The organism is Sorangium sp. So ce836 (assembly GCF_028553905.1).
GTDB classification, from domain to species: Bacteria; Myxococcota_A; Polyangia; order Polyangiales; family Polyangiaceae; genus Sorangium; species Sorangium cellulosum_D.
On sequence record NZ_CP102233.1, the window covers coordinates 1,083,216 to 1,109,076 of the forward strand.

Sequence of the window (25,861 nt, forward strand, 5' to 3'; positions counted from 1 at the left end):
TGACGATGCGTGGCCGTCTCTGCTCGATCTTGGCGCTCGTGGCCGCCTGCTCCTCCGGGGAGCCAGCCGCGCCGCCGCGCGCGCCCGCGTCCACGGCCGTGGCAGCGGCGCCGCCGTCCGCGTCCACCGCCGTGGCAGCGGCGTCGCCGCCGTCCGCGTCCAGCGCGCCGGCCCCCGCCGCCGCGTCGGCGTCCGCGTCCAGCGCGCCAGCCTCCGCCGTCGCGTCGGCGAGCGAGACGCCGCCTCCGCCGCCGGTCGTGGAGGTCCACACCTCGGCCCTGCGTAAGCGGTTCTCGATCGCGGCCTCCGGGGCGGCCACGCGCCGGCGCAGCACGGGGTTCCGGCCGGACGTCGTGGGGCATGGGCAGGTAAAGCCCGAGAGCCTGGAGGCCTTTCACAAGCTCCTGCTCGACGTCGGGTTCTGCGGGCTCGCGCCGAAGGAGCGGGAGAGCGCGCCGGGCTACATCGTGATCAAGGCGGGCTTTCCCGACGTGACGTGCACCGTCGAGCTGCCCGACAAGAAGTGGGACAAGATTCCGAAGGCGAAGCGGGTCATCGAGGCGGCGCGGAAGCTCGAGGAGGAGGCGTGCGCTCAGGGGTGTCTGCCGTGAGCCGGAGGCTCGCCGAGCCCGTCTGGAGGCTCCCGCCTGCGGCTGGACCTCGTTGAGCACCGCGCGCGCTCCGCGCCCGGCTTCTCGCGCCACGCCTGGTCGCCGACCGCGCCGCGAGCGTCGTGGCGGCTCATGCCGTCTCTGCGCCTAAGCGGGCCGCCAGTCGTCGGCGTCGAGCTCAGGGAACGAGATCTTGCACGTCCCGGGGTCGATCCCCTCGACGAAGATCCGACCGTTTTGATCGAGCAAGCCTTCGCGGGGCAGCTGACCGGGCAGCTCCAGGCGGTATTTCTTGAAAGGCACGGGCTGCGGCGGATCCGCGTCGTCCATGAGCTGAATCGCGATCCAGGTCTTCTCTTCCCGGGCAGGCGGCTCAGGCCCGCTGGGCTCGGGGAGCTCCGGCGACAGGACGGGCGCGCCGGGGGAGACGCGCTTCGTGCGGTACGCGACCAGACGGCCGTCGAGGAGCGCCTCCCGCACCCGCGCCCGGAGCCCGCTCGGATCGAGCCACGGTCCCGAGGAGGGCGTGTGGCCGAGCGCATCACAGATGTCGGCGAGCGCCAGCCGGCCGTAGATCGGGTCGGCGGCGCGCACGTCGAGCCACCACGCCGCTTCCAGCGCCGAGAGCCGCTGGGCGCCTGCGTGCGCCGGCACGTCGGAGCCTCGTGCAATCCACACGACCTCAGGGAAGGAGTCGATACGAAAGCGGTGACTCATCGGACGATCGGCTCGAGCTGAGCAGCACCGTCATGGCACCACATCGCGACGGACGCGTCAATCCCAGGCGCGCCCGGGGCCGGGCCCGACGAGCGCCGCCCGCCGGACATCGTCACATCGTCACATCGAGTTGCATCGAGTTACATCGAGTTACATCGACTCGACCGACTTGAGCATCTCCGGGATGAAGTGGAGCCTCGGCCGGAGCAGCCTGTCGCGGCGCCCGGGCTGCCGGACCTGGAGCATGGCGCCCGTCGCGTTGCTGTTCGAGGCATCGAGGAGGTCGTCCGTGAACGTGTAGCTGTAATTCTCTTGCTTGGCAGGGGTCTTGTCCTGCGCGGCGGCTTCAGGGATCGAGGCGCAGAGAAACAACAGCGCGGCTGTGATCGAAAAGAGCGATCTCGGCTTCATCATGACTCCTCGCCGTTATCGGACACGGGCGACGACCACGTATTGGGCCCCTTTTGCCGAGCTCGATGTCGCGTCGCGGAGCACGCCGGCGCGGCCGCGCCGCCGACGCGTGGAGCTCCTCGTTCCGGGGATCGCGCTCCACGTGCGCGATGCGCCGCTGTGGCTCCGTGCCGACAGCCGCGCTCGGTGTCGTCGCGATGCGCCCCCTGGACGGAGCGCCGGATCCGGCGACATCGCGGGTGACATCGCCAACCTTCCGCGTAGAATCACCCCCGATGCTCATCCGCGGTCGAAGGAGCATGGCGGGCAGCCTCATCGTCGCCGTCGTCGCGGCGCTCGCCGTGGTCGTCCCCGGCGGAGCGGCGGGCGCGGCCGAGGAGGCGCCGGCCAAGGTGGCGAGCGGCATCGCCGTCGGCGTGCAGCTGGAGGCGCTCGCGGACGTCAAGGTCGCGCGCGCCGAGGTCGCCCGGGGCTCCAGGGTGAGCGTGGCCAGGCTGATCGAGCGCCAGGGGCAGGTCACCGCGGTGGACGTCGAGCTCGCCGACGGCCACATCGCGCGCGTGGCGATGGCGACGGTCCGCGCGTCGTTCCGCGTCCTCTCCGAGTAGCGCGGCGCCTCCCGGCCACCCCGACCCCGCCTTCTTCACCCCCGCGCCCGATCGCGGCTAGGGTGCCGCCATGCGGAACCCCGCCAAGGTGCGCGTCGCCGTCCTGTTCGGCGGCCGATCGGCCGAGCACGAGATCTCCCTCCTGTCTGCCCGCTTCGTCGTCGAGGCGCTCGACCGCGACCGCTTCGAGCCGGTGCTCATCGGCATCGACAAGTCCGGCCGCTGGCTGCTCCAGGACGAGGCGCTGCTCCTCGGCGCCGCGCGCGACCCCCGCCTCGCGCGGCTGAACGAGGCGATGCCGGAGATCGCGCTCGACGCCCACCCGGGGCCGGCGGGCGAGGCGACGCTGGCCGTGCCGGGCGGCGGACGCTCGCCGATCGACGTGGTCTTCCCCGTCCTGCACGGGCCCACGGGCGAGGACGGGTGCGTCCAGGGGCTCCTCGAGCTGGCCGGCGTCCCGTACGTCGGCGCCGGCGTGCTCGGCTCCGCCGTGGGGATGGACAAGGACGTGATGAAGCGCCTGCTCCGCGACGCGGAGATCCCGATCGTGCCTCACGTCGCGCTCCGCCGCGCCGCGTGGGAGCGCGATCGGGTCGCGTGCCTCGAGCAGATCGCCGGCCTGTCCGCCGCCGGGGGCGGCCGCTTCGGGCCGATCTTCGTCAAGCCGGCGAACCTCGGGTCGTCCGTCGGGGTCCGGCGCGTCACGGCGCGCGCCGAGCTCGAGGCGGCCGTCGAGCACGCCTTCGAGTTCGACCTGAAGATCGTCTGCGAGCGGGGCATCGAGGGCGTGCGCGAGATCGAGTGCTCCGTGCTCGGCGACGACGACCCCATCGCCTCCGTGCCCGGCGAGATCGTCGTCGGCCACGCCGACGGCTTCTACTCCTACGCCGCGAAGTACATCGACGCCGACGGCGCCACGATCCGCATCCCGGCCGACCTCTCGCCGGCCGAGGCGAACGCCGTCCAGCTGCTCGCGCTCCGCACGTTCGGCGCGCTGGAGGCGTCGGGGATGGCCCGCGTCGACCTCTTCCTCGCCCCGGACCGCTCGCTCTACGTGAACGAGATCAACACCATCCCCGGCTTCACGGCGATCTCGATGTACCCGAAGCTCTGGGAGGCGAGCGGCATCCCGCCGCGCGCGCTGATCGAGCGCCTCATCGCGCTCGCGCTCGAGCGCGGCGCCAGGAAGGCCCGCCTCAGGACGAGCGCCTAGCCTCGCAGGTCGCTGTGAGCGTCGGGATCGAGCCGCACCCCCGCCGCCCCGAGCGTAGGCCGCCGCACCAGACACGGCCCGAGCGCCGCCAGGATCTGCGCGTGCCGCTCCGCCGTCGCCCAGATCAGGATGTGCCCGCCCCCGCCCGCGCCGCACATCCGGAGCACCTCGACCCCCAGCCCGTCGAGCCGCTGCTGCATGGAGACCGCGATGGCGCTCGCCGCCTCCGACAGCCGCACCTTGGCAGCCGCCCCGCGCCGCATGCCCGAGAGCACCAGCGCGAGCGAGCCGATCTCGAAGCCGCGGGCGACGTCGCCCGCCGCCGCGACGAGCTCGCCCTTCGCCTCGCGTGCCGCGCCGGCGTCCACCCGATCCAGCACCTCGCCGGACACGCGCCGCACCGCCGTGTCCACCAGCAAGAGCCCGGCCGAGAGCGCCGGCACGAGCGCCGGGCTGCCGATCGCGAGCCGCCGCACCCCCGAGCAGCCCCGGGCGTCGAAGGCGAGATCGAGCAGCCCGCCGAACGCCGCGAACACCTGATCCTGCGCGCCGCACGCGTTGCCCAGGCGCTCGCGCTCGATCGCGACCGCCTCGCGCGAGAGCTCCTCCGGCGAGGCGACCTCGCCCACCGAGGCGCGCAGCGCGAACAGCGCCGCCACCGCCGCGGACGCGCTGCCGCCGAGCCCGGCGCCGGGCGACATCTCGGTCTCGACCCGGAGCGCGACCCCGTCGCCCACGCCCGTCGCGGCGAGCGTCGCCTCGATCAGCCGGAACGCGAGATCGTCGCGCGGAGGATCCGTGCGGCGCCGCGTGAGCACGCGCGGCGCGCCCGCCTCGGCGCGCCCGCCCGGCGGCCCCTGGCCGCGCGAGGCGAGCTCCATCCGCACCCAGCCCCGATCGAACGGCTCCACGACCACGCGGACGCGCAGATCGATCGCCGCGCCCACGACGCGCCCGCCGTCCAGCAGGGCGACGCCGGGGAGATCGCTGCCGCCTCCGGCGAAGGAGACGCGCATCGGGGCGCTCGCGGCCGCGCGCCTGAGCGGGGTTCGCAGCGCTCGCGGCGCGAGGAGGGAGCCGGCGCAGGGGGTGCTCATGTCGTCTTCAACGCCTCAACGCGCAACGCCTCAGCGCGGGAGCGACCCGACGGGACGCGAGAGGATCCCAGGGACCGAGGTGGAGCGCCCCGCGGCGGCTCCCCGTGCAGGGAGCGAGCCAGCGATGGAGCGCCCGGCGTGCACGCACGCCCGCGCCCGAGCAGGGAGCGAGCCGCGGCCCTCGAGCGCCGTCGTCCAGAGGTGCGCGCGCCCGCGCGGCCCTGGTGCGGCTCGGTCGTGGACGGAGATCACGGGAGCGGCGCGCCGCCGCCCGCCGGCCGCGCTCAGTTCAGGTCCTTGCTCGCCGGCTCGTTCCGGGGCGCGGGCTGCGCGCGCGCCGCGTCGAGGATTCGCTCGATGACCCTGAGGCCGGCCGCGAACATCTCCCGCTCAGCGCGCTCGCCCCCGGCGTGCACCTCGGCCGCCTTCTCGCGCAGCGCGAGCGCGTCGCGGCGGACGACCGGGAGGCGGGCCGCGGCCGCCGCCTCGGCGATGCACCCGGCGAGATCGTAGACGAGGAACGCGTCCTCCTCGCTGATCCGGGGGTCCGCGCGGCGCGCCCCGGCGCGCCCGCGTGCGCCGGCTCCGCGACCCTTCTGGACGAACGACGACGCGACGTCCCGCTCCTCGTCGTCCCCGATCGAGCCGGCGGAGACGCGATCGAGCAGGCTGGTCAGCTCGGCGCGGTAGGCGGCGAGGACCAGCGCGCAGAGCGCCCCGCGGTCGCGCAGCGAGAAGAGGATCAGCTCGAGGAGCCGGTCGGACCGGGTCGCGCAGTTTTGCATCGCTGCCTTTTACGGTGTTCACCCACGCGACCTCAATCCAGAACGCCACCGCCCGCGGCGGATCCGCTCGCGGATGGAGGGCGCGTCACGCCGCGAAGGCGCTTGCACGGCGGCCCCCGGCGCGTCGGGGCGCGCCGGGGCGCCGCCCAGGTGGGGGGCCCCACGCGGCGGTTGCGGAGCTGAGCCGGATCGGTCAATAGGTCCGACCCTCCTGCGCCAGCGAGCCTCGACGGATGTCCGGCGCGCTGGCGCTGCTGTTCAGCCTGTCACCCGATCCTCACCGCACCGGCATTCCCGTGACCGCGAATCGTTCTACGAGCCCCACGCCCACCGAAGAGCCGTCCACCGCGCCGTCCTCGGCCACCGTCGTGACCACGTCCGCCCAGCCCGCAGCCGGCGCGCCCGGCGCCGGGTTGAGCGCGAACGGCGAGGCGATCGTGCGCGAGGAGGAGGCCGTGCTCGCCCGCGTGACCGCGCACCTCGCCACCGCCACGACCAAGCCGTCGCGGCCGCCGCCCATCGAGAACTACGAGGAGCAGCTCCTCTCGCTGCGCGATCAGATCGCGGCGGCGCGGCTGGAGGACGTGCCGGCGCTGGTGCAGCAGATGGAGCGCCTGCAAGGGATCGCCGCGCGTCGGAACGAGAACGTCGTCGAGCCCGTCGATCCGAAGTCGCCTTACTTCGGCCACCTGCGCCTGCGGGAGAAGGGCCGTCCCGAGCGCGACGTGCTCATCGGGCGCACGACGCTCGTCGACGCGAGCGCGGGCGTGCGGATCGTCGACTGGCGTCACGCCCCGGTCAGTCAGATCTATTACCGCTACGAGGAGGGCGCGGAGTACGAGGAGACCTTCGGCGAGCGCGAGGTCGAGGGCACTGTGCTCGTGCGGCGCACCGTGACCATCGACGACGGCGAGCTCTACCGCATCGCGGCGCCGCAGGGGACGTTCGTGCGGGGGCCGTCGGGCTTCCGCGAGATCGCGACGCGGGCGACCGAGCTCGCCGGCGGTCAGGGCAGCGCGGTGCGCCCCGAGGACATGCGCGACATCGCGCTCGCGGCCGGCGCGCGCGGCGGGCTCGGGACCGGGGCGGCGTTCCACGCGCGCGAGGACCGGCACCTGCCGGAGATCGCCGCGCTCCTCGACCCGCGGCAGTTCGAGCTCATCTCGAAGCCGGACGCCGGCATCGTGGTCATCCAGGGCGGCGCCGGCAGCGGCAAGACGACGATCGGCGTCCACCGCCTCGCCTTCCTCGCGTACAACGGCGGCCGCCGCTTCACCGCCGACAAGATGCTCGTCATCGTCGGCAGCCCGGCGCTCCGCGCGTACATCAGCGAGGCGCTCCCCGCGCTCGGCCTGGGCGGCATCGCGGTGGAGACGTTCTCCGAGTGGGCGCGCGTGGCCAGGAAGCGCGCGTTCCCGTGGCTCGAGGCGCCGGTCGAGGAGAACACGCCCTCGGTCGTGACCCGGTACAAGACCCACCCGGCGATGCTCCACCTCCTCGAGCAGCGCGCGTCGGAGCTCAAGGACGACGCGCGGGCGCGCCGCGACTCGCGCGGCACCCTCGCGTTCTGGGCGGACCTGCTCACCGATCTCGACCGGGTGCTGGCCGCCTTCGAGGCGGCGGGGGACCCCGAGTTCGGCCCGGAGCAGGTGAAGCGCGCGTGGCGCTGGTGCGCGGATCGGTGCCCTGCCGTGCTCGATCTCGATCCCGGCGATCGCGCCGAGCGCAAGGCGGCGATGGCCGACGAGCCCGCGGGCGACGACGAGCGCGGCGCCGACGCGCGCGAGGTCTCGAGCGACGACCGCGCGGTGCTCGATCCCGAGGACGACGCGCTCCTCCTGCGGGCGTACCAGCTCCTCCGGGGCGAGCTCCGCAAGGGGAAGAACGTGCTCACCTACGAGCACCTCTTCGTGGACGAGGCGCAGGATCTCGCGCCGATCGACCTCGCGGTGCTGCTCGGCGTGGTGGCCGAGCCGCGCAGCGTGACGCTGGCGGGCGACACGGCGCAGCGGCTCTTCATGGACTCCGGCTTCCGCGACTGGCGCGCGACGCTGGACGATCTCGGCCTGTCGCGGGTCGACGTCGAGCCGCTGCGCATCGCGTACCGCTCCACGCGCGAGGTGCTCGCGTTCGCCCGCGCGGTGCTCGGCCCGCTCGCGGATCCGACGCCGCCGCTCGCGCCGCGCAGCGGCGCGCCGGTCGAGCACCACCATTTCCCGAGCGCCGGCGCCGCCGTCGCGTTCCTGGCCGACGCGATCCGCCCGCTGTTCGCCCGCGAGCCCCGCGCGACGCTGGCGATCCTGGCGCGCCACCCCGAGCAGGCGGACGTTTATTACGACGCCCTCAGGATGGCGGAGATCCCGAACCTCCGGCGCGTGCGCGCCTACGAGTTCGCGTTCCGCCCCGGCGTCGAGGTGACGGAGATCCGGCAGGTGAAGGGGCTGGAGTACGACTACGTGGTGCTCGTCGACGCGAACGCGTCGACCTACCCGGCGGACGACGAGTCGCGGCACCTGCTCCACATCGGCGCGACGCGCGCGGCGCACCAGCTCTGGGTGGTGTCGACGGCGGCGCCGTCGCCGCTCCTGCCCGACTGGCTGGGCTGAGGCCGTCCGCCGGCGCGGAGCCGGGACTGGCCGGCTCGGAGGCGAGCTCGACACAATCGACATGGTGCCGTGAGAGAATCCTTGACCTTCAGGGGGCCGCGAGTAGATTCCCTCTCGCGCGGTGGAGCAGCCTGGTAGCTCGTCGGGCTCATAACCCGAAGGTCGTGGGTTCAAATCCCGCCCGCGCAACCAAACGGTCCTGAGGACCAACCCACGCAGCCCCGGTGGTTATTCCCCCGGGGCTTTTTGCTGTCCGCGTATCCGCGGTGCTTCGCAAGCTCGCGTCGAGGAGCGGTCTCTCGGCTGCATCGACCTGAAGGTTCGTGACGGGTGCACGCGCCCTCGAGCAACTGGGTCCGGCATGGATCACTGCGCCTCTGCCGCTGCCCGCGCGCTCCTTACCCCCGTGCCGCCTGGTGCGCTGGCCGGGGGCGATCCTTCCTCACCACGAACGGCCGGCGGCGGACCCGTGGCCACTGACGCGTGGAGGGTGCCGATGAAGCGACTCAGCGATCTTTCGCGTGGGGTCATGCTCCGTGCCTCGAGCGCGACCCCAGCTGTTCTCCTCGTGCTCGCGGCGCTCGTCACGCCCGCGTGCGGCGACGGCGGCGGCAGCCCCCCGGGCTCGGGCGCGGCTGGAGCGCCGGGGGACGGCGGGGCAGGATCCGTGGGCGGCGGCGGATCGAGCTCGATCACGGGCGTCGCCTCGAGCGGTGGTGCCGCGGGGGAGGGCGGGGCGACGGTCGCCGGCAGCGGCGGCTCGTCGGGCGATGGCGCTCCTGCCGGCGGGGGCTCTGCGGCTTCCGGTGCCGGCGGCGGCGGGGCGCCGCCGAGCGGCGAAGTGCTCGCGTTTCCGGGGGCTCAGGGGTTCGGGCGACACGCGGTCGGCGGGCGCGGCGGCGACGTCGTGCACGTCACGAACCTGAACGACTCCGGCGCGGGCTCGCTGCGCGACGCGATCAGCCAGCCGAACCGCACGGTCGTGTTCGATGTGGGCGGCGTGATCGAGATCTCGTCGCGCCTCGTGTTCAAGAGCAACCAGACGATCGCGGGTCAAACGGCCCCGGGCGGCGGTATCACCATCTACGGCAATGGCACCTCGTTCTCCGGAGCGTCGAACACCATCGTACGCTTCGTCCGCTTCCGCATGGGCGCCGGGGGCGACTCGGGCAAGGACACGGTGACCATGGCGAACGGGCATGACGTGATCTGGGACCACTGCTCGCTCAGCTGGGGGCGCGACGGCACGTTCGATCTCAACCAGGAGAGCGGCGCCGAGCTCTACAACTTGACGCTTCAGGACTCGATCGTCGCGCAGGGGCTCCAGTCGCACAGCACGGGCGGCCTGGTGAACACCGCCGGCACCTCGATCATCCGCTCGCTCTACATCGACAACAACTCGCGCAACCCGAAGGCGCGCGGCACGCTGCAGTTCGTCAACAACGTGGTCTACAACTGGGTCGTGTCCGGCTACATCCTGGGCGACACCAGCGGCCGCTCGGACGGCTCGATGCTGGGCAACTACTTCATCACTGGCCCGGAGACGAGGGGCGGCACGCTGGATAGCCCCACGCCCGCGTACAATCTTTACGCCGACGGCAATTACTACGACAGCGACAAGGACGGCACGCTCGACGGCAGGCTCCTCGGCAAGGGCGATTTCGGCACGGTCACCTGGCTGGACGCGCCTTCCGTCGAGTTCCCTGACGTGCCCGCCATGACCGCGCAAGAGGCCTACGCGTATGTCAGCGCGCACGCCGGAGCGTCGATCCACCGCGACGAGGCGGATCGCTACGTGCTCGACGAGCTGGCGTCGCTCGGCAAGCGGGGCGCGACGATCAGCAACGAGTCGAGCCTTGGCTTCGCGAACGGTGTCGGCGCCCTGCCCGGGGGCAGCGCCCCGAGCGACGCCGACAGGGACGGCATGCCGGACGCGTGGGAGCGCGCACGAGATCTCGACCCGGCGAACGCGGACGATCGGAACGGAGACCGCGACGGCGACGGCTACACGAACCTCGAGGAGTATCTGAGCTCGCTCGTGCCGTGAGCCCGGCCTGCGAGGACGCGTCCGGCCAGAAGGAGCCGTCGGGATCGACCCGCTCGTCCATCGGAGCCGGTCACGTTTCACGACGACACGCTCGATCCCGTTTCCGACCGTCCACGCGCTCGTCGCGCGCTGCGCAGGACCTCGCGTCCAGCTCGGAAGCCGAGCCTTCGTCCAGGCGAGCGCCTCTCAGGCGAGCGCCTCTTCGGCGTCGAGCACGCCCGCGATGTCCCAGCGATGAGCCTGCCCGGCGGTACCGTCAGCCAGCCTGAGGGGCTGCCGCGCGACCGCCACGGCAACGACCGCGACGTGCGCCGTGAGAGAATCCTTGACCTGCGCAGGGCCGTGAGTAGATTCCCTCCCGCGCGGTGGAGCAGCCTGGTAGCTCGTCGGGCTCATAACCCGAAGGTCGTGGGTTCAAATCCCGCCCGCGCAACCACGACCCGAAGCAGCACAGCACGAAGCGACGCAAAAGGACGCGAGGGCTGGCCGAACCTGGCCGCCTCGCGTTTTTCGCGTTCAGCCCTCCGGGACCTCGCCTCGGCGACCGTGTGACTCGCCGCACGGCAGCTGCGGTCCAGCGGCCGCGCGTGCTCCTCCCGTTCGCCGACGTCGCGCGGCCGGGTCACGTCGGCAACACCGCCGGCCAGTCCCGCTCACCGCCACGAGCCCCGTCGTCGTCGGGCGATGCGAGCCCGCCCACCAGCTCGTGGGGCCGCAGCCTCGGCCATGCCCCAACCTTGCGCCGCTCCCTTTGCGTTAGGCGCGGCCGGGGACCAGGGATGCGGGCACCGCTTCTTCCGACACCGACGTTCGCGCCGGGTCCACCCCGTGTCGCTCTCCAGCGATATCCACGGGGGAAAGCCAGAGCGCCGCGGCGCGCACCCCGCGGGAGCCGCGCCGCCGTCGCGCCGCGGTCCTCGCCGCGCCGAAGTCCTCGTCAGCGCCGCGTTCCTCGTCAGCGCCGCGCTCCTCAGCGCCGCGCTCCTCGTCAGCGCCGCGGTCTCGTCGCGCCGTAGGCAGGCGCCGGCTCCCTGATGTAGGATAGCGGTAGCGGCAGCTCCTGTGCTCTGAACGCGCGCGCCACAGCGCGCAACTCACCGATGCAATCCCGGTAACCCCCAGCGGACAACTCACGATGGCCAAACCGAACGATCCCTTCGCTCCCCCGACCAACACGCGCGGCTCCGCGACGCCGGGGGACGCCGCGAAGCCGCAACGCGGGGTCAGCGCGCCCGCGCCCGCGGCGCGCGCGTTGCCCGCGACGTCGGCCGGGCCTGCCACCCAGCGAGGGCCGGGGGCCTACGGCGCCCCGGATTTCCTGAACAAGGCCGCCCGCACCGCGCCGCCCGCCGAGCTCCTGAGCGCACGCACCATCGAGCTCGTGCAGTGGTCCTGGGCGAAGGTGATGCCCATCTCCGATGCCGCGGCGTCCCTGTTCTATGAGCGGCTGTTCACGCTCGATCCGTCCGTGCGGCCGCTCTTCAAGAACGACATGGCCGAGCAGAAGAAGAAGCTCATGCAGATGCTCACGGTGGCCGTCGACGGGCTGAACAACCTGCCGAAGCTCGTGACCGTGCTCCAGGCGCTCGGCGTCCGCCACCAGGGCTATATGGTGGCCGAGCGCCATTACGATGTCGTGGGCGAGGCGCTGCTCTGGACCCTGCGCGAGGGGCTCGGCGACGCGTTCTCGAGCGACGTCGAGACGGCGTGGAAAGAGGTCTACGGCGTCGTCGCCGACGTCATGAAGAAGGGCGCCGCGGCGCACGCGGCGGTGGGCACCACGCAGGCGCTCCCGCCGACGCCCGCGCCGGGCGGCAGGGACGCCGCCCGGGGCCACGCCCCGCCGGCGCCGGGCCCCGCGGCGCGCCCGGGGGCCGCGGATCCCGTGCATCGGCCGAAGTCGGTGCCGCCGCCCTCGTCGGCCCAGGCCGCGCGGACGCTGGTCGGGGTCGTCCCGCCGTGGCAGGGCGAGCCGCCTCCGGCTCCGCCGGCCGCCGCGCCCTCGCCTGCAGCGGCTGGCCCGAGCGCGGGCGCGCCGATCAACCAGCGCACCATCGAGCTCGTGCAGCGCTCGTGGGCGAAGGTGATGCCGATCTCGGACGCGGCGTCGGCGCTCTTCTACGACCGCCTCTTCGAGCTCGATCCGTCGGTGCGGCCGCTCTTCAAGAACGACATGGCCGAGCAGAAGAAGAAGCTCATGCAGACGCTCGCCGTGGCCGTCGATGGGCTGAACAACCTCGGCCGGCTCGTGCCCGTGCTCCAGGCGCTCGGCGTCCGGCACCACGGCTACATGGTCGTCGATCGCCACTACGACCTGGTGGGCGAGGCGCTGCTCTGGACGCTGCGCGAGGGGCTGGGCGACGGCTTCACGCGCGAGGTCGAGGTGGCGTGGAAGGAGGTCTACGGCCTCGTCTCCGACGTCATGAAGAAGGCGGCCGCCGAGCACGTCGCCGGCGGGGCCCAGGGCAAGGCCGACGCGGCGCCGGCCCGCGAGCGCCCGCAGCGGCCGCCGATGTCGGAGCCGCGGGCGCCGGCGCCGCAGAGCGTGACGGAGGTGATGCCGCAGAAGAAGCGCCCGAGGAGCCCGATCGACGAGGACGCCGACACGCTGCACTACCAGACGAACCCGGCCCACGAGGCCCTGGCGAGCAGCGGCGTCGATCACGAGGAGCCGCGGGGGCCGAGGCCGGCCGCCGGCGTGCCGGCGGGCCCGCAGGGGCTCGTCGTCCCGTGGTCGGGGCAGGACATGGTCCTCAACGTCCACGTCAAGCTGGACGGTCCGCTCGTGACGGTCCCCGCCGCGGCGCCGGTCGTCGCCCCCGCGGCGCCGGCCTTCGCGGCCGCGCAGGAGCCGACCGGGCCGAGCGGCCTCGTCGCCGGGCTCGCGATCGCGTTGCTCTCGATCGCCGCCTCGATGGCCACGGCCATCCTGCTCACGGTGGGCGGGCCCGACCGGGCCGCGGCCGGGGCGGGCGCCGCGGCGGACCGGGCGTCGCCCAGCGTCGCGTCGCTCGCGACCTACGCCGTGCCGATCATCGTCACGGTCCTGGTCCTCTCCGCCTTCACGATGGGCCACATCCTGGGGCGGGGCCGGGCGCGGAGCGACGCGGGGCCGGGCGGGGGCCGGCTGTGAGCCGCGCGGCCGGGTGGTGACCTCGCGCCGACGCATGCGCCGGGCGAGCGCAGGGGTTTGATGTCAAGATGGGAATGACTCTCCGATGATCGCGGATCCTGCGATGACGCTGAACCACCTTGCGGGACAGTGGCTGGGCCCCTTCCAGCTGATCCAGCTGCTCGGCATCGGCGCGATGGGCGCCGTCTACCTGGCCCGGGACACGGTCCTCCAGCGCGACGTGGCGGTGAAGCTCATCGCGAAGGGGAGCGCGGACACGGATCCCGACCGGCGCGACCGCTTCCTGCGCGAGGCGCGGGCGGCGGCGCGCCTCCTCCACCCGAACGTGGTGCAGATCTTCCAGGTCGGCGAGGACGAGGACGTCCGTTACATCGCCATGGAGTACGTCCACGGCCTGACCATGGCGCAGGCGGCCAAGCAGCAAGGCGGACGCTTGCCGGAGCAGTTCGGGATCGAGAAGATGCGCGAGGCCGCGGCGGCGCTCGAGCTCGCGGCCTCGTTCGGCATCTCCCACCGCGACATCAAGCCCGCGAACCTCCTCCTGAACGCCTCGGGGACGCTCAAGATCGCGGACTTCGGCCTGGCGTCGCATCCGGAGAGCGGCCCGCTCGGCAGCACCAGCGCCTCCCGTTCGCTGGAGGGCACGCCGTTCTACATGAGCCCGGAGCAGTGGACCGGGCAGGAGATCGCGCCCCCGTCCGACATCTACAGCCTCGGCTGCACCTTTTACCACCTGCTGGTCGGCCGGACGCCGTACTCGGCGCGGGATCTCGCCGGCTGCTTCCAGGCGCACTGCCACGCTCCGGTCCCGGATCCGAAGGTGTCGATGCCGGACATCGATCCGCTCCTCGCGGAGCTCCTGCGCCGCTGCATGGCCAAGCGGCCCCAGGAGCGGCCGTCCGCCGGGCACATCGTGGCGTTCCTCGAGGACATGCTGATGCTCCGGCGCAGCACCGTGCGGCCGCGGGAGCTGCCTGAGCCCAAGCGCCCGAGCCTGCTCTCCACGATGGAGCTCTCCGACACGCGGGTGAGCGAGCTGCCGCCGGCGCCCAAGGGCTCGGTCGCGACGCCGACGGGCACGATCCTGGTGAGCAGCTCGACCGCGCTCGGGCATTTCACCGGCCAGTACAGCTACCGCGACCATTTCGGCCTGACCGGATATCCGTTCAGCGACATCCGGCAGCCGAGCTCCTTCTGGGATGCGGGCCCGTATGCCTGGATCCTGAGGACCCTGGCGTCGCAGATCGTCGCCGGGCAGCGCCCTGCGATCCTCGTGGGCGAGCCCGGGAGCGGCCGGACGTTCGTGTGCGAGATGATCAAGAACAAGGTCCCTCGCATCCACGTCTTCACGATCGAGCCGCAGCTGCTCTTCGGGACGCGGCCTCTCGTGTCGCTGTGCAGGCAGGTGGGGGCGGCGGCCATCTCCCCGACCCTGAGCCAGCAGTTCCTCGTCGACGCGTTCCTCGGGCAGGCGCTCCTCCGCGCCGGGCCGGACGCGATCGCGGTCCTGGTCATCGACGGCGTGGATCCGGAGGATCACGAGCTCCTGATGGAGCTCCACGACATCCTCCGCTGCGCCCCGCTGGGCCGGCTGTCGATGATCCTGGTGGGCGCCCCCGATCTGCCTGCGACGCTCGCGTCGAACGGCGTGCCGCGCGAGCTCTACACCGGCGCGCAATCGCTCCTGCTCCCCGGCATGACGCAGCAGGAGATGATCGAGTACATCGACTTCAGGATGCGGTCGGTCGGGGGGAGCGGGCGGGGGCTCAAGCTGGACCTCGCGTCACAGCAGCTCTTGCACGCGAGGAGCGGCGGCAGCCCGAAGCTCATCAACATCTACTGCCACAACGCGCTGACGCTCGCGGCGATCCAGGGCGAGCCCGAGGTGAGCCTGTCGTCGATCCGCCTCGGCATGAAGAGCAAGAGCTATCTCACCGCCGACGCGGCCATGTCCCTGCTCCGCGGCTGAGCCGCGCGCCGCGGCGAGCCGTCGCTGCCGGGCTGGTCGAGGGCGAAGGTGGCGTCTCCGGCCCGGTCGGACCTCAGTCGGTCCACTGGTGGGTCTCTTCCGGTGTCCCGCCGAAGGTGGCCATGGGGATGGTCCACGTGCGCGGCCGCCGATCGCTGCGCACGTACGCGCGGACGCGGTCTGCCGAGAAGAAGGCGGTCGTCGCGCGGAGCAGCTGGTTGAATCCATCTCTCCAGAGGAATGAGCTCGTTTTCGTAAGGCACGCCGCTCAGATCCATCATGAGCCTGGCGACTTCCACGCGTCCGCGCACTGCAACATAGGTGAGCTTCATCGTCGTCCTCCCGTGTTGGCGGGGAATCTACAGCACCCCGGCTCTCCGAGCCAAAGGGCATCGGACCGGCCTGAGCCAGAATCTGCTCCACAGCATAGGTGCTCGAGGAGCGATTGATCTGCCGATCTTCCGAGGGCGCCAGTCAACGATAGCTTTTCTGTCGGCGTCCCTGGCGCCTAGCCGAGCTTTCAGCGGGAAGGCGGGGCCGGGCGTCTCGGAAGCTCCTGGTCCTCGTCCGGCCGCGTCTAGCTATCGTTTCCGGCCGCCGTCGCCGGGGCCGTCCGCGGAGCGGGTTTGACCTTGCCCCCCTGCATGGAGGCGAGCACCGCCTCGTCCGCCATCGGCGCGCGCGGCACGTTCTGCGCGCGTCCGATACGTGCTCTCGAGTGCTTGTCGTTGACGATACACCTGCCGCGCGTGTATGCGCTGAGCCGGTCGCGCGCCTCCTGTTTGCGGCACGCCCCGAAGGATCGCCTGATCAGCGCGAGCCCCGAGCGAAAGCACTTCTCGCGATCCGAGACGAGGTCCTCGTGCGACCACCCCTCCCGGGTCTTGCCGGCGCCGACGCGGATCTGGAGCAGACAGGAGTCGACCCCCGAGCCGCGCGCGAGCTTCCCGAGGCCGAGGTCCACGTCCCGGCGGTAGCCGCTCTCGAAATACGCGATCGACAGGAGCAGCGCCATCGTCTCGGCTCGCCCGCGCGGGCCGCCGAAGAGCGGCTTCAACTCGGGATCATACGCCACCTTCGCCGCCGCGCGCGCGATCTCGTGATAGCGCGCGCGGCCGTCCTCGGGCGTCTCGACCGCGTCCTTGATGTGGCTCGTCCCGGGCGGGGCCCATGCGATCATGATACCGACCGCCCACGCGATAATCGAGTCCATGAGATATGTAAGGTCCTATTGTCCCTCTGTGTCAAGCAATTAGAACAGCCTGGCTGCGATTATCGTCATGCATTGTATGATTGCGTGCCGCCCAGCGTGCATTTGTACCGTCCTCGTCAAATTGCCAATCGTGCGGACGGCGGTACGCGGTGCGCAAGCGGTTTCGCAGCAGAGTCATTTCGCGCGTTCGTCGCGGGGCCGAAGCGTGGATTGGCTTCCTTCGGTCCTCGCGAGAGCGACTCGCGTTCATCTCTCGTCTAGCGCGGCGCGAGCATGGCAGCGGCGGTGTGCTGCGCGCCGCCGAGCGTGAGCCCGCGCGGGCGCGCGGCGCACGTCGCGCGCGGCGCTCGTCACGCCTTCTCGGCGGCGTCTTCTTCGGAGGTCGCGCGCGTGTCCTCGAGCCTGTCCACCGCGCGCAGCTCGGGGAACAGCCATCCCCAGAGCAGCACGACGGCGATCGTCCCAAGGCCGCCGACGATCACGGTAGGGACGGTCCCGATGAGCCTCGCGAGGGTGCCCGACTCGAGCTCTCCGAGCTCGTTCGAGGCGCCGACGAACACCATGTTGACCGCGCTCACGCGGCCGCGCATCTCGGGCGGCGTCGCGAGCTGCTCCAGGGTCATCCGCACGACGACGCTCACCATGTCGGCGGCGCCGATCACGGTCAGCGCGACGAGCGAGAGGAGGAAGCTGTGCGACAGGCCGAACACGACCGTCGCGAGCCCGAACACCCCCACGCAGAGGAGCATCTTCGTCCCGGCGTGTCGCCCGATCGGCCGGAACGCGAGGAGCACGGCCATCAGCCCGGCCCCCACCGCGGGCGCGGCGCGCAGCAGGCCGAACCCTTGGGGGCCGACGCGGAGCACGTCGGTCGCGAAGATGGGCAAGAGCGCGACCGCGCCGCCCAGGAAGACCGCCACGAAGTCGAGCGAGATGGACGCGAGGAGGATCTTCCTCCGGTAGACGTAGCGCAGCCCGGCGAACGCCGTGGCGAGCGACGGCGGCTTCTTCTCCATGCGCCCCGTGCGCGCCCGCACGGCCAGGAGGCCGGCGGACGCCGCGCCGAGCGCGAGGCTCGCGGTCAGGTAGACGGGCGCGGGCGCCTTCCAGACGCCGTAGAGCAGCCCGCCCACGCTCGGTCCGCCGATGGCCCCGACCTGCCAGAGCGTCGACTGCCACGTCGCGGCGTTCTGGAAGTGGGCCACGGGCACGAGGGACGGCAGGAGCGACGAGCCGGCTGGCCCCTGGAAGGCGCGCACCGTGCCGAGGAGCACGAGTACGGCATAGATGGCCGACACGTTCGGGCTCGGCGCGCGCGCAAGGAAGAAGAGCGCGAGCGCCGCGAGCGACGAGGTGAGGTAGCAAAGGAGGAGGATCCCTCGCCGATCGAAGCGATCCGCCGCGTGCCCGGAGGCGAGCGACAACCCCGCGATGGGGAGGAACTGGGCGAGACCCACGTAGCCGAGCGCGAGCGGATCGCGCGTGAGGTCGTAAATTTGAAACCCCACGGCGACCGATTGCATCTGGTACGCCATGGTGGCGAGCAGGCGAGCTGCCGCGTACGCGCGGAAATCGTGCGATTCGAAGGCGGCGAAAGGCGACGAAGGCTTCAGGGCGGTGAGATCGGCGGCCATGAACGAGTCCGGGCGACGTTCATGGCGCATTCGAGCGCGTGCCGCCAGGGACGCCCTGCGCCCACCCCATCAAAAGTCAGTGAGGCTGTTCCGTTCGTCGGAGAGAGCGTTCTGTCTCGGCGATCCGCAGTTCGGGGGGCGCAGCGGTCGAGCCTGCGCGCAGAAAGCTGGCGCGTCGGCCCAGAATCGTGGTAAGCGGCTGCCCGACATGATGCCCCATGGAGACGACACCGTGCCTGGCCGAGCGCGCGACCTAGCCGCGCAAGCGCGGCGTGCCTGGATGCTGTTCGGGAGCCGTTCCCGTCGCGGGCGCGATGGCCGGCGCGATGACGACGACGACGACGATCTGCCGCGTCCGAACGCGATCGTCGCCCTGTTTCCGTTGCTGAGCCTCGTCGCCTCGCCGCTGCCCGCCTGACCTGCGCTCATCAAGGGCCTGAGAAGGCGACGCTGTCAGGCCTGAGAGGGCGACGCTGTCAGGCCTGAGAGGGCGACGCTGTCAGGCCTGAGAGGGCGACGCTGTTCCTCGGCGCGACCTCGTCAGGAGCGCACCTCGAGCTCCCCGTCCCGCCACGCCACGACCCGGTCCGCGGTCGCGACCCTCGCCCAGCTGAACTCGCGCAGCAGCTCCGCCGGCGTGCACGGCTCCGGCCGATCCCGCAGGCCGACGCACCACGCGAGCGCGCCAGAGAGCGCGGGCGCGCTCCGGGCGAGCGCCGCGCCGCGCGCCGCACCGTGCGTCTTGGCCAGCTTGCCGCCGCGCTCCTCCAGGAGGAGCAGGTGGTGGCGGTAGACCGGCGCCGGCAGCCCGAGCAGCGCCTGGAGCGCCGCCTGCGTCGCGGTGCTCGGCGCGATGTCGCGCCCCCGGACGACGCGCGTCACGCCCGCCGCCCCGTCGTCGACCACCACCGCGAGCTGGTACGAGAACGCGCCGTCGCGCCGGCGCACCACCGGATCGCCCATCGCCAGCGCGGGCTCCTGCGACAGGTCGAGCCCGCCCTCGTCGACGGGCCGGAACACCCCGTCCGGCAGCCGTGCCCGGATCGGCTCCGCGCTCGCGCGCCACCCGCCGGGCGGCAGCGCGCGGCCGCGGCCGCGGTTGTCGTAGGCCCAGCCGCCGTCGGGCGCGCGCCGGCCGATCGCGCGCACCTCCTCGCGCGTCGCGGGGCAGGGGTACAGCGCGCCGAGCGCCTCCAGCCGGTCCATCGCCGCCTCGTGGTGCGCCCGCCGGGTGTGCTGCTCGACGCGCTCGTCGAAATCGAGCCCCAGCCACGCGAGATCCTCTTCCAGGGAGCGCGCGAACTCGGCCCGGCATCGGTCGGGATCGAGGTCCTCCAGCCGGAGCAGCAGCCGCGCGCCCCGCGACCGCGCGTCGAGCCAAGCGAGCAGCGCCGCGGCGAGCGTGCCGAGGTGGGCCGGCCCGGTGGTCGACGGGGCGAACCGGCACACCTCGCTCATCGTTCCTCCTGCCGCCGCCGGACGCGGCGCTCGGGCCGCCCGCGCCCTTGGCGCGCCGCCCGCGGGCCCGTCACCCCGCGCCTCAGAGGAAGCGCGCGAGGCGCGCCCGCACGCGCTGCTCGCCCAGCACCGTCATGACCTCGGCCAGATCGGGGCTGTTGCGCGTCCCGCAGATCGCGACCCGGACCACCATCGAGACGTCGCCGACATGGCCCTTCCACGACTCGGGAGAGGCCTTGTACTGCTTCACCTCGCCGGCGTAGCCCAGGGTCACCCCGATCTGCCGGACCTTCTCGAACCACGCCTCCTTCGAGTCGGCCGGATCGAAGGCGTCGAGCATCTGCTTGAGCACCGCCGAGCGGTCCGCCTCCGGGACGTTCTCGGGGAAATCGAACGACTGAAGGCCGTCATAGAGCTCGTCGTAGAAGAAGAAGAGCTGAGGGCGCAGGTCGGGCCAGGTGACGATGCGCTTGTTCGACTTCTTGCCGCCGCGCTCGATGCCGAGCGCGCGCTTCGTGTACTCCGGATCTCGCTCCATCAGGGCCGCGAGCTCCCTGTCGTACGCCCTCGCCCAGTCGAGCCCCTGGGTGTAGACCTCCTCGGCGCTCATCCGGCTCACGACCGCCTGGCTGACGCTCTTCAGCTTGACCAGGTCGCTCAGGGCGCCGCCGGGGGCGAGCTTGTTCAGCTTGAGGGGGAAGGCGGAATAGGGCTTGTCGGGGTTCGCCTTGCGCCAATCCTCGAACGCGGAGTTGGCGATGTTGAGCAGGTACTCGATCGTGGCCGTCTCCGGGACGCCGATCTCCCGGTAATACTCGATGTTCGCCTCGGGATCCTTGCGCTTGCTCAGCTTGCGGCGCGCGTCCGAGACCTTCTGCTCGCCCGTCTCCGGGTCGGTCTCCTCCACGCGATCGAGCTTCTGGATCGGCGGGACGTGGGCGTACTCGACCGGCTTGAACCCGAGCACGCGGAAGAGCTGGAGGTGGAGGGGCATCGACGAGATCCACTCGTCGCCGCGGATCACGTGCGTCGTACGCATCAGGTGATCGTCGACGGCGTGGGCGAAGTGGTAGGTCGGGATGCCGTCCGACTTGAGGAGGATGGTGTCGAGATCGTTGACCGGCATGGAGATGACGCCCTTCACGCCGTCCTTCCACTCGACCCGGCCCGAGACGTCGTCCGGGGCGCGCAGCCGGAGCACGAACGGGGTGCCGCTGGCGAGCGCGTCCTTCACCCGGGCGAGCGGCGCGTCGCGCCACTTCGCCCACCGGCCGTGGTATCCGGGCTTCACCGTGAGCGCCATCTGCTCCTGCCGGATGGCGTCGAGCTCCTCGACGGTGCAGAAGCAGGGGTAGGCGAAGCCGCGGCGGATGAGGTCGATCGCGTAATCTCGGTAGATCTCGACCCGCTCCGTCTGGATGTAGGGGCCGTAGCTGCCCTGCTGGATGAACTCGCCCCGCGCCTCTGGCCCGCCGCCCTCCTTCGCCGGCGCGCGGAGCACGCCCTCCTGGGGCGAGAGATCGAAGCGCGCGAGCGAGTCGACGATGGTGTCGAGCGCGCCGGGGATGGCGCGCTTCACGTCGGTGTCCTCGAGGCGGAGGAAGAAGACTCCCTCGCTCTGGACCGAGAGCCGCTTGTTGATGAGCGACACGAAGATGCCGCCAATGTGCATGAACCCGGTCGGGCTCGGCGCGTAGCGGGTGACCATCGCGCCCTTGGGCAGGGGGCGGCGGGGATAGCGCGCCTCGTACTCCTCGGGCCGCTTGGCCGACGCGGCGGCGTCGCCGAACAGGAGGCGCACGAGCTCGTCGCGGTCCTCTCCGGGGCCCGGTTCGCGGACGGTGACGGGAAGCGTCGTCTCGTTCGTTGCCTGCTTGTCCATGAGGGCGCGTCGCTCCAGGTCTGACATCGGGCGGGGGGCAGCCATTGCACGCCCGCCAGGCCTTGTCAATCGCGGCCTCGGGCGCGGACCGCCGCGGTCCGCGCGGCCGCGCCGGGCGAAACGCGCCCTGCGTCGGACGTCGCGCGTCGCGCGTCGCGCGGCCGCCGCGCTACCGCGGTGTCTTCTCGCCGAGGAGCCAATAGGTCTTCATCGCGCCCTTGCCCTTGATCGCCACGAGGCCCCGCTCCTCGAGGAGGAAGTCCCCCCGGAGCAGGGCATAGCTCGCCTCGCTCACCTGGACGCGCCCGGGCTCTCCGCTCGACTCCATGCGGCTCGCCACGTTCACCGCGTCGCCCCAGAGATCGTAGCTGAACTTCTTCTTGCCGATCACGCCGGCGATGACAGGCCCGGTGTTGATGCCGATCCGGAGCCGGAACGGCTCGCCGTCGTCGGCCGGGAACTGGCTCATGGCGCGGGTCATCGCGAGGGCCATCCGCGCTATCGCCCTCGCGTGGTCGGGGCGCTGCGCCGGCAGGCCGCCGACGACCATGTAGGCGTCTCCGATGGTCTTGATCTTCTCCAGCCCGTGCTGGTCGGCGAGCTGATCGAACGACGAGAACATGCGGTTGAGGAGGCCGACGACCTCGGTCGGGTTCAGCCGCGCGGCGAGGGAGGTGAAGCCGGCGATGTCCGCGAAGAGGATGGTCACCTCCTCGAAGTGCTCGGCGATGAGCTGCTCGTGCTCCTTCAGCTGCTCGGCGATGGATCGCGGCAGGATGTTGAGGAGGAGCCGGTCCGAGCGCTCGTGGGCCCGCTCCGCCGCCGCCTTCGCCTGCTCGAGCGCGGCCTTCTGCTGGCTCTGCCGCCGGGCGTTCGCCTCGAGGACCGAGAGCATGCCGTTGATCGAGCCGGTGAGGCGCGACAGCTCGTCGGTGCCCGGCATGGCGACCCGCGCCGAGAGATCGCCGACGCCGCCGATGTCGGTGACCTCCCGGCTGAGCCGGGCGAGCCGGGAGAGGACGAGCCTCTCCAGGAGCAGCAGGGTGACGCCCCCGAAGACCAGGCCGACGAGCACCGTCACCAGCACGAGGTAGCGCAGGGTGTCGTGGCCCATCCTGAGGATCGCCCGGTCGTTGTCCACGCGCAGGAGCAGCGCCGGCCGGCCGTCGATGTCGTCGAGGACGGTGTACCCGGCGATCCGGTCCTCGCCGAGCGGGTGGACGAGGATCGCCTCGGGGCCGTCCATGGCGGCGCGGGCCTCGCGGAAGTCGGCGGGCAGGTCGGGGTCGTCGAGGCGGCGCACGGCGAGCGAGAGGCCGGCGGGCTCGGTGAGGCGCCTGATCTCGGCGTCCGTCAGGAAGCGGCCGAACGTGACCGTGCCGGCGACGGGCCCGCGGCCCGAGCTGCCGACGCTCGGCTGGGAGCAGACGAGCATGGGCCCGTCCGGCAGGAGGACGATGCCGCCCCGGACCGCGCTCGGCGGCGCGTCCTGCCCGAACAGGAGATCGCCGATGCGGAGCCGCTCGGCGATGCCTCGAGGGAGCGGGGCCCAGCGCTTCCCGGCGCGATCGTAACCGGTGCTGTACACGGGGATTCCGTCCGCATCGGCGAAGACGGCGAGATCGATCCGGGCGATATCGAAGAGCTCGGCGACCAGGTTCGAGCGGACGAACTCTTGATTGCCGTCTTGTACGAACGCGTGCGCGTCGTCCCACTGGCTCCAGTCGGTCCAGCGGGCGTTGAAGTCGTGGACGGCCTGGCTCACCAGGTTGAGGGCGACCTGGACGGTGCGGCGCGTGTCCTGCGCCTCGGCGGCCATGGAGTTGGCGAGGAGCGCCCGCGACGAGACGCCGTAGAGGGCAAAGCTGAGCCCGAGCAGCGTGGCGGCGATCGCCAGCAGCGTCTTCGCGCGCAGCGAGAGCAGGGCGTCGAGGGCGGGCTTCAGCGTCAGGGACGTCGAGCCTATCGAAATGCGCGCCGGCGCGGAAGCGCGGCGGACGGAGGGCGGAGGCGCGGCGGAAGCGCGGCGGATAGAGGGCGGACGGAGCGGAGGCGCGCTGGGCCGATGCTGGGGGCCGAGGTGGACGCGCGCCGGCGGGACGGGGCGGGCGCGGTGCGAGCGAGGTCCGGGGATCCTGGCGCTCGTCTGGACGGGTTCCTCGCTGCTGGATGGGCCGGGAGGGAGCGATGTCCTCCCCGCCCACGCAGCGCGCCAGGCGGCGGTCCCGTGCAGCGCGCCAGGTGCCGAGTTCCAGGTGTGTATCGAGGACGTTGCTGCGGCCGTCCGTGCTGCGGTGCGGTGCGCCTTCGTCATCTCCTGGGAAATTCAGGTTTATGGTAACGAATGCAACTCGTCGGGTCGCCAGCGTTACGGGCCCATGGTGCGCATCGTCACGGTATCGCATTCGACCCGGGTGGCTTCCTTGGACCGCTCTCGCGAGAGCAGATAGAATGCTCTCAATGCTCACGCCCCACCGGCAGCTGGTCGTTCCTGCGCTCCTCCTCATCCTCGCTGCGTGCGCCAACGGCACCGACGAGTTGATGCCCGGGTACTACGAGGAGCAAGCCGGCGGAGGTGGAAGCGGCGGCGGGGGAGGCGAGGGCGGCGCCGGAGGGGTGGACGCGTCATCGAGCTCGAGAGCGAGCTCAAGCTCGAGCTCGAGCTCGAGCTCGGCCGGAGTCGGCGGCGCTGGTGGCGAGGGCGGGAGCAGTGAAGGCGACGGAGGCGAGGGCGGCGCCGGAGGGGCGGCTGGCGAATGCGACTATGGCTCACCGAACACGTGCACTGGGGCAGAGGACCTCGGTGAGATCTCGGGCGATGACGGCGGCGATTCGGTGACGCTGACGGAGACAGGGACCACGTCGAAGTGGTTCAAGGTCTATGTCGTCGACAACGTGAACCTCTCCAGCGTCGAGCGGTTCACTGCCACGCTCACCTCTCCGCCGGGGATGAACTTCGATCTGATCGTCTACGAAGGGGATATCAGCGGACCGGACTGCTTCGCGTCCGGCATGAGGGCGACGGGAACGCCCAAAGAGTCGTTCTCGACCACGTGGAACGACGCTCTTGTTGTGGACGACAATCGCTGGTTCAGCCTCGAGGTGCGCCACGTGGAGGGCACCGCGTGCGGCAGCGATGCCACCTGGACTCTAACCGTCAAAGGCTACTGAGTGTGTCCTCGCCGCCGATTTTTACCGGCAACACAGCCCATTGAGGCTGTGCGCGTCACACACACGCCCCAGCTCGTCTCGTTCCTGTTCCGCGGAGAGGGCTCGTCCTGTGGCGCCGCATTCACGGTGACATCCGCGCCACCACTACGCTAAGATTGTCCATCATCAGCGGCGGGTCCGTCACGTCGAGCGCGCCGTCGCTTATGCCCGCTACGACGATCCCGCGCGTCTGCTCATGGATAGCCGCGGAGGTCGCTATCTGGGCCGCCGCGGCGCCGCCATAGCGATGACTCCACCGGTGAGCTCCCGAAGCGTCGAACTTGGCGATGAGCCAGTCGTAGTCGCTGGCCGTCAGCTCCCCGCCGCCGAAATCGACCGTTCCGCGGAAGCCGCCCGCGAAGACGAGCTCGCCCTCGCTGTCGAGCGCTACGCCCAATAGCGGCTCGCCGCCCAGCTGCGCGGTCGCATCTCCGAACTGCTTCGACCACAAGTGGGAGCCGGTCGACGACAGGCGCACGACGAACAGATCGTCGTCGTCCGCGCCGGTCGTCCTCCGTGGCACGTTTACCCCATTGTTCGTACCCTGGAAGGTGACCGCACCGGAGAAGCTCCCGACAATGCCGGAGTTCCCCGCAGCGTCAACGTCGACGCCGGCGATATCGACCGTGCTGCCGTCGCCATGGATGAAAGCCGTATTCCATAGAGGCACTCCGTTCGCGTCGAACTTGGCCACCCAACCAGACTGTCCCATCCTGGCGGACGCATGAGTTTGGCCAGGACCAAATTCGATCGAGTTCTTGAACGTACCAGCCACCACGGCATGCCCCATTGCATCGACCCCGACGCCCTTACCAGCTTGATAGCCTGGGGGGTCGCCCGCGCGGTCCCCGATCCGGACGCTGTAGACATGACTGCCGTCCTCACCGCTCAGCCTCACCAGGAAGCCGTCCGTGTCCGACACGTCCGCAGTCGCGAGCGTCGAGCCCCCGAAGGCCACGGCCCCGCTGAAGCCCCCAGTGATCACGGCGTCGCCGTTCGGCGTCACGGCGATGTCGATCGGCGTGGTTTGGCCTTGCGGGCCACCGAACTGCCTGCTCCACACATGCCCGCCGTTCGCGCCGAGCTTGGCGACGAGCATATCCGTTGTGCCGCTGGCCGGGAGAACGCCGCCGCCGAGGTTCACGGTTCCCGTGTATTGGGTCGCGAATAGCACGTTGCTCTCCGCGTCCAGCGCCACGGCAGCACCTCGACAGAGGCCACCCCGAACGCGCGAGAGGCACCGCGCGCCGCCCCAGCGCCGCCCCGA

At 71.7% G+C, this 25,861-nt stretch carries 19 protein-coding genes and 2 tRNA genes; 11 read left to right on the forward strand and 10 right to left on the reverse strand.

Annotated elements, in window-relative coordinates; genetic code table 11:
- The first annotated feature begins 5 nt into the window (after positions 1 to 5).
- The gene (locus tag NQZ70_RS04105) at positions 6 to 611 is read left to right on the forward strand and encodes a hypothetical protein (protein ID WP_165373778.1); all 606 of its coding nucleotides are present in this window, start codon (positions 6 to 8) and stop codon (positions 609 to 611) included.
- A 147-nt stretch (positions 612 to 758) separates the two neighbouring features.
- Here the strand turns inward: NQZ70_RS04105 and NQZ70_RS04110 are convergent, their stop codons facing one another.
- A complete protein-coding gene (locus NQZ70_RS04110) occupies positions 759 to 1,265 on the reverse strand; it encodes a hypothetical protein (RefSeq protein WP_165373779.1) in 507 nt (168 codons plus the stop codon).
- A gap of 213 nt (positions 1,266 to 1,478) precedes the next feature.
- Complete coding sequence (locus NQZ70_RS04115; protein ID WP_207217738.1) at positions 1,479 to 1,742, reverse strand: hypothetical protein; 264 nt, start codon at positions 1,740 to 1,742, stop codon at positions 1,479 to 1,481.
- A 272-nt stretch (positions 1,743 to 2,014) separates the two neighbouring features.
- Between NQZ70_RS04115 and NQZ70_RS04120 the strand changes: the two genes are divergently transcribed.
- The gene (locus tag NQZ70_RS04120; protein WP_237245004.1) at positions 2,015 to 2,347 is read left to right on the forward strand and encodes a hypothetical protein; all 333 of its coding nucleotides are present in this window, start codon (positions 2,015 to 2,017) and stop codon (positions 2,345 to 2,347) included.
- Positions 2,348 to 2,417: 70 nt separating this feature from the next.
- Positions 2,418 to 3,560, forward strand: coding sequence for a D-alanine--D-alanine ligase family protein (locus tag NQZ70_RS04125; protein WP_129573046.1), 1,143 nt, complete (start codon positions 2,418 to 2,420; stop codon positions 3,558 to 3,560).
- On the opposite strand, the gene NQZ70_RS04130 is transcribed toward NQZ70_RS04125, so the two are convergent.
- The gene (locus NQZ70_RS04130) at positions 3,557 to 4,657 is read right to left on the reverse strand and encodes a hypothetical protein (protein WP_129573047.1); all 1,101 of its coding nucleotides are present in this window, start codon (positions 4,655 to 4,657) and stop codon (positions 3,557 to 3,559) included. The two genes, NQZ70_RS04125 and NQZ70_RS04130, sit on opposite strands and share 4 nt — an antisense overlap.
- A gap of 284 nt (positions 4,658 to 4,941) precedes the next feature.
- The gene (locus tag NQZ70_RS04135) at positions 4,942 to 5,442 is read right to left on the reverse strand and encodes a hypothetical protein (protein ID WP_129573048.1); all 501 of its coding nucleotides are present in this window, start codon (positions 5,440 to 5,442) and stop codon (positions 4,942 to 4,944) included.
- Positions 5,443 to 5,675: 233 nt separating this feature from the next.
- Here NQZ70_RS04135 and NQZ70_RS04140 point away from each other — a divergent pair, with 233 nt between their 5' ends.
- The 6 genes from NQZ70_RS04140 to NQZ70_RS04165 all read left to right on the forward strand — a co-directional run bounded on the left by NQZ70_RS04140 (position 5,676) and on the right by NQZ70_RS04165 (position 15,197).
- Complete coding sequence (locus tag NQZ70_RS04140; protein WP_237245005.1) at positions 5,676 to 8,048, forward strand: ATP-binding domain-containing protein; 2,373 nt, start codon at positions 5,676 to 5,678, stop codon at positions 8,046 to 8,048.
- 115 nt (positions 8,049 to 8,163) lie between these two features.
- A tRNA-Met gene (locus NQZ70_RS04145) sits at positions 8,164 to 8,240 on the forward strand.
- 304 nt (positions 8,241 to 8,544) lie between these two features.
- Positions 8,545 to 10,095: a polysaccharide lyase family 1 protein gene (locus tag NQZ70_RS04150; RefSeq protein WP_237245006.1), complete on the forward strand. Its 1,551-nt coding sequence runs from the start codon at positions 8,545 to 8,547 to the stop codon at positions 10,093 to 10,095.
- A 359-nt stretch (positions 10,096 to 10,454) separates the two neighbouring features.
- Positions 10,455 to 10,531: transfer RNA gene (locus NQZ70_RS04155), tRNA-Met, on the forward strand.
- Between the two features lie 699 nt (positions 10,532 to 11,230).
- Positions 11,231 to 13,228, forward strand: coding sequence for a globin family protein (locus NQZ70_RS04160; RefSeq protein ID WP_129573050.1), 1,998 nt, complete (start codon positions 11,231 to 11,233; stop codon positions 13,226 to 13,228).
- Between the two features lie 85 nt (positions 13,229 to 13,313).
- A complete protein-coding gene (locus NQZ70_RS04165) occupies positions 13,314 to 15,197 on the forward strand; it encodes a protein kinase domain-containing protein (protein WP_129573051.1) in 1,884 nt (627 codons plus the stop codon).
- 577 nt (positions 15,198 to 15,774) lie between these two features.
- Here the strand turns inward: NQZ70_RS04165 and NQZ70_RS04170 are convergent.
- On the reverse strand, positions 15,775 to 16,410 hold the full coding sequence (locus NQZ70_RS04170; RefSeq protein ID WP_237245007.1) for a hypothetical protein: 636 nt from the start codon (positions 16,408 to 16,410) through the stop codon (positions 15,775 to 15,777).
- A gap of 350 nt (positions 16,411 to 16,760) precedes the next feature.
- Entirely contained in the window at positions 16,761 to 18,074 is a 1,314-nt protein-coding gene (locus NQZ70_RS04175) for an MFS transporter (RefSeq protein WP_237245011.1), read from the reverse strand.
- Positions 18,075 to 18,324: 250 nt separating this feature from the next.
- Between NQZ70_RS04175 and NQZ70_RS04180 the strand changes: the two genes are divergently transcribed.
- Positions 18,325 to 18,462, forward strand: a complete 138-nt coding sequence (locus NQZ70_RS04180) for a hypothetical protein (protein WP_165373780.1) — start codon at positions 18,325 to 18,327, stop codon at positions 18,460 to 18,462.
- A 122-nt stretch (positions 18,463 to 18,584) separates the two neighbouring features.
- On the opposite strand, the gene NQZ70_RS04185 is transcribed toward NQZ70_RS04180, so the two are convergent.
- The 3 genes from NQZ70_RS04185 to NQZ70_RS04195 all read right to left on the reverse strand — a co-directional run bounded on the left by NQZ70_RS04185 (position 18,585) and on the right by NQZ70_RS04195 (position 23,698).
- Entirely contained in the window at positions 18,585 to 19,502 is a 918-nt protein-coding gene (locus tag NQZ70_RS04185) for a glutamate--tRNA ligase family protein (protein WP_129573052.1), read from the reverse strand.
- An 82-nt stretch (positions 19,503 to 19,584) separates the two neighbouring features.
- Positions 19,585 to 21,384 carry a glutamate--tRNA ligase gene (locus tag NQZ70_RS04190; RefSeq protein WP_129573053.1) on the reverse strand — a complete coding sequence of 600 codons (1,800 nt, stop codon included), beginning with the start codon at positions 21,382 to 21,384 and terminating at the stop codon, positions 19,585 to 19,587.
- A 169-nt stretch (positions 21,385 to 21,553) separates the two neighbouring features.
- Positions 21,554 to 23,698 (reverse strand): adenylate/guanylate cyclase domain-containing protein, encoded by a 2,145-nt coding sequence (locus NQZ70_RS04195; RefSeq protein ID WP_237245013.1) that lies wholly within the window; start codon positions 23,696 to 23,698, stop codon positions 21,554 to 21,556.
- A 146-nt stretch (positions 23,699 to 23,844) separates the two neighbouring features.
- Between NQZ70_RS04195 and NQZ70_RS04200 the strand changes: the two genes are divergently transcribed.
- Positions 23,845 to 24,555, forward strand: a complete 711-nt coding sequence (locus NQZ70_RS04200; protein ID WP_165373781.1) for a hypothetical protein — start codon at positions 23,845 to 23,847, stop codon at positions 24,553 to 24,555.
- A 121-nt stretch (positions 24,556 to 24,676) separates the two neighbouring features.
- Here NQZ70_RS04200 and NQZ70_RS04205 read toward each other — a convergent pair whose 3' ends face one another.
- Positions 24,677 to 25,792: a hypothetical protein gene (locus tag NQZ70_RS04205; protein ID WP_129573055.1), complete on the reverse strand. Its 1,116-nt coding sequence runs from the start codon at positions 25,790 to 25,792 to the stop codon at positions 24,677 to 24,679.
- Positions 25,793 to 25,861: the final 69 nt, after the last annotated feature.